General features: G+C 56.0%; 3 protein-coding genes and 1 pseudogene. 2 read left to right on the top strand and 2 right to left on the bottom strand.

What is annotated here, in order from left to right:
- Positions 1-606 precede the first annotated feature (606 nt).
- On the top strand, positions 607-711 hold the full coding sequence (locus tag ACXJ5O_RS20800; protein ID WP_457301548.1) for a DUF1214 domain-containing protein: 105 nt from the start codon (positions 607-609) through the stop codon (positions 709-711).
- Positions 712-744: 33 nt separating this feature from the next.
- On the opposite strand, the pseudogene ACXJ5O_RS20795 reads toward ACXJ5O_RS20800, so the two are convergent.
- Together ACXJ5O_RS20795 and ACXJ5O_RS20790 are read right to left on the bottom strand one after the other, a co-directional pair.
- Positions 745-1,651: pseudogene (locus ACXJ5O_RS20795) on the bottom strand (S1C family serine protease).
- A gap of 121 nt (positions 1,652-1,772) precedes the next feature.
- Complete coding sequence (locus ACXJ5O_RS20790) at positions 1,773-3,296, bottom strand: MDR family MFS transporter (RefSeq protein ID WP_457301547.1); 1,524 nt, start codon at positions 3,294-3,296, stop codon at positions 1,773-1,775.
- Between the two features lie 131 nt (positions 3,297-3,427).
- Between ACXJ5O_RS20790 and ACXJ5O_RS20785 the strand changes: the two genes are divergently transcribed.
- Complete coding sequence (locus ACXJ5O_RS20785; protein ID WP_457301546.1) at positions 3,428-3,931, top strand: MarR family winged helix-turn-helix transcriptional regulator; 504 nt, start codon at positions 3,428-3,430, stop codon at positions 3,929-3,931.
- Positions 3,932-3,957 lie beyond the last annotated feature (26 nt).

The following is a 3,957-nucleotide window of genomic DNA, read 5'->3' as shown; positions in this document are numbered from 1 at the left end:
CTTCCAGTACAGCGTCGACTTGCATCTGAACGGCCTCGATCTTTTCGGTGCAGGGACCTGCGTGTGCGGCGGCARCAAGCCCCAACGCGAACGTTACCTGAACGCCAAAAAAGATTGCAAAGATGCGAGTCCATCCTCGGGATATGGGTTTCGCCCCATATGAAATGCGTTGTGCATCAGGGGCACACACCACAACAGCATTCTGTACTTTTATGAGACCGATCAAAATCTTGATCCTCCGGCTAAGTTGACTAGAGAAAAGCGCTGACAGAATCGGATATGGCGTAAAGTAGCGCGCCCGCGCTGGATGCTCCATCATACTAACGTACGGGTAAATAATGCGGTCGTTTGATTGAGTTATACGTTCGATTAACATTGATTTGTTAGTCATGCCGGAAGGGCGGTTTGGTGCTCGTTGACGAGAATAAATCAATAGCGTTCGGCATGGACATAGCAGAAACTTTGCATCAGCCGACATCCGCAGAATTGGGGCTACACCAACGATCCTTGGCCGACGTATGCTTCTTCGTTGACATCAACGATCTGGATGGCGGCGAGCAACATATCGAGCCTATCCTGATGGCTCTGTCGCAAACATTTTAACCGATCATTCTCGCAGATGACGGCAGCGTTGGCCTTCACTTCGGACCCGATGCGCCTGGCAAAGAGGCTAACTGGCTGCCAACCACCCGCGAGGAAATGTTTGCTTAGCGCTAATAGCGGTCAGTTATTGGTGAACTCTGCTCACTGCAAGGGCGGTTTTCTGAGAAAGCTGTTGCGATCGGCTGACTTCACGCGCAACCATGCCTCACGGCCGTTGCGCAGGACTCTCATGGGAATCTCTACGCCCGCGGGGCCGCTGGTCCACACCTTCCGGTAAAAATCACCGAGCCCATCAACCTCCTCGCCTCGGATCTCCGAGATAACGTCGCCCTGACGCAGGCCCGCCTGAGCCGCCGGTCCCCCTGGCGCGACACTCATAACCACGACCTTGCCGCTGCTCTCGGCGGAGAACGCCCCGAGCCAGGGCCGCGGCGGTTTGTTGACTCGGCCGCGCTTGAGTAGATCATCCAGGATCGGCGGCAACAAATTGATCGGTACGATCATATTGATGTCCGCAGGCTCTCCATTTTTGCTCATTTGCAAGTGAAGCGAGCCGATGCCCAGGAGTTTGCCGTCTGCGTCGAGCAGTGCAGCCCCTCCTCAGGAAGGATGAGCCAGGCGCAATGAAGATCGCCTCATCCAGTACGTACTCCCAATAGCCGGCAAACTCCTGTTTGGCGACGATGTTCGCTCGGACGAACTGACCGATCCCGTCCGCAAGCACAACGGGATCTCCGACCTGGGCTCGGGCTGCGTCGCCGAAGTCCACCGCAGGCACGCCGAGGGGCCCAATCGCCTGYGCGAGGCCAAATCCCGTTTCGTGATCATAGGCCAGCGCATGACCGGGAATAACTTGCCCGTCATGGCGCGTCAGCCAAACCTCCTCGGCTTCTGTAATCAGATAGCCGATCGTGAGCACCAGCCCGTCCTCCCGAATGACCACGCCGCTGCCCTCTCTCAAGGTACCCAGCGTAGCCGCTGTAAACGCGTCATCGGGAATTAAGGAGCGTACAGTGATGATTGACTGCAAAGCCGTATCGATAGTCATGATATCAACCCTGGCACGACCCGGCAAAGACTGCGATTCATGGCGTCGTGCGAACAGCCTAGATCGGGATGGGCGCGTTTCGCCGCGAGCTTGAAACAGGTATGCGGCACCACTTTGCCCATTATTCAGCTGCATTCGGTTTTTTCACGGCCCCTGCGGTTGGCAGCAGCACTGGTTTGAGCATGAACGCCGCCAGCAATCCAGTGATGGCAAAGCCTGCCGAGGTCAAGAAAAGCGGTGTGAATGCTGCGGCATAACTATCGGCAACCGCTTGTCGTGCTGCCTCTGGCAACGCACCCAACATTTTGGGCGTCAACTGCTCAATGTTGCTGACCCCGGGAATGGTGACGCCGACACGGGATAGGTTTGCTGCAACGATAGCGCCATAGATGGAAATGGCGATAGACGCTCCGCCCATGCGCGAAAGTGTCACCGCCCCTGTCGCTGCCCCGACGTCCCGGCTGTCTGCTGCGTTCTGCACGCCGATCACCGGAACCTGTTGTCCAAGACCGATGCCGATGCCGTGCATGGCCATCAGGATGCCTATGAGAAACACCGGCGTTCCTGCCTGGACCTGCGTGAACAACATGAAGGCGAGGAAGCTTAAAGAAAGACTGGCTATGGATTGGGGTTTGTAGCGACCTGTCGTCGAGATCAGCCGCCCTCCCAGGAGAGATCCACAAACGATACCTCCGGTCAAAAGTATGAAAAACACGCCCGCCTGCGAGGGCGACAGACCCGTTGTCGTCTGTAGGAAAAGCGCAAAATAATTGACCATGCCGATAGCAATGGCACCGCTGGTGATCGAGATCACAAGCAGCAGCGAGAAAGTCGGATTCCGGAAAAGTGTTGGCGGGACGATGGGCTCCACTGCGCGACGTTCAACAAATACCCAACTCGTGGCGCACAGGATGCCGAATGCAAGAATGCCAACACTCTGGACCGATATTATCGAACCGAAAAGCTCTGAGCTGTCGGCAACGAGCACGATACTGCTTGTGGTCAGGGCCAACAATATCGCGCCTGCATAGTCGATCTTTGGCTTGCGTTCGGGCTTGCGATAGGGAAGCATCGTGAACAGGCCGGTCAGGACGATGATCCCAACCGGGATGTTAACCAGAAAAATCGATCGCCAGCCGAAAAGATCGCTCATCGTGCCGCCGAGTACCGGACCGATTGCTCCAGAAGCCATGAGGACAAGGCTTGAATAACTCTGATATCGCGCCCGTTCTCGCGGTTCGAAAAGATCGGCGTTGATGGAGAAGATCGATACCATGATACCGCCGCCGCCGAGCCCTTGCAGAACCCGTGCAGCGATCAGCGTGTTCATCGACACGGCGAGACCGCACACAGCTGATCCGATGGTGAAGATTGCGATGGCAGTCATCATCACATATTTGCGCCCGAAGAGATCACCCAGCTTGCCGTAAATCGGCATGACAGCGCTCGACGCAAGCAGATATGAGGATCCGATCCAGCCGAAGCGTTCCAGATGGCCGAACTCGCCGACAATTGTCGGCAAGGCAGTCGAGACGATCTGGTTGTCGAGCGTCGCCATGAACATGGCCGAACTCAGGAAAAAGAAGATGATAAGCCGCAGACGGTGGTCCGTCACGAGCGGCGCGGGCGGTGCATGCATGTCCATTGATAAGGGTATCCGAACTTGATTACAGAGTTAAGTGTGCTATTAGCATATAATTGTCAACAGCACTGTAATGCTATTTGCATGTTTGGATGCCTTGAAGTATCAGTGTGTTCAGAAATATGACAGGTGCCATGACGACACATAAACGTGAAGCCGACAATCAGAGCTACCATGAAGATATCGTGCATATCGGTCAGGTAATGACGCGGATGCGCCTGTTGGTCGGCAGACGCCTGATTGGCCGCCTTGCAGTTCAAAACGTTGCGCCTGGCCTGGAACTCTCGCACCTCGACGTTCTTGATGCCGTGAGACGAGCGGAAACGGCAGGCGAAGTGACCGTTGGTGCGATCGCCGAAATTTTGCGCATCGATCCCTCCCGGGCTAGCCGCATCGTTGCGGAAATGGTCACACGGGGAGTCCTGCGCCGCAAAGCCTCCCAAGCGGACGCGCGGCGCATCGTGGTCGTTATAACAGCGCTAGGGCGGAAGTTGGTCGCGGAAATCAAGGCCCAGAAACTCGCTGTCGTGCAGAGGGTCGTCCAAGACTGGCCCGCCACAGATGTCGAAGCCTTCGCTACGCTTTTTGACAGATTCATCAGCGGATACGAACAGACGTTCCTGCCGCGCAAGGATTGAAGCTCCTTCTTCACGACATGTTGAAG

The sequence above is a fragment of the Phyllobacterium sp. P5_D12 genome (assembly GCF_054049495.1).
This window is presented reverse-complemented; position numbering and strand designations above follow the sequence as displayed.

Bases quoted from the DNA above. Each gene is read 5' to 3' on its own strand.
- ACXJ5O_RS20790 (WP_457301547.1), bottom strand. From the start codon at position 3,296: ATGGACATGCATGCACCGCCCGCGCCGCTCGTGACGGACCACCGTCTG.
- ACXJ5O_RS20785 (WP_457301546.1), top strand. From the start codon at position 3,428: ATGACGACACATAAACGTGAAGCCGACAATCAGAGCTACCATGAAGAT.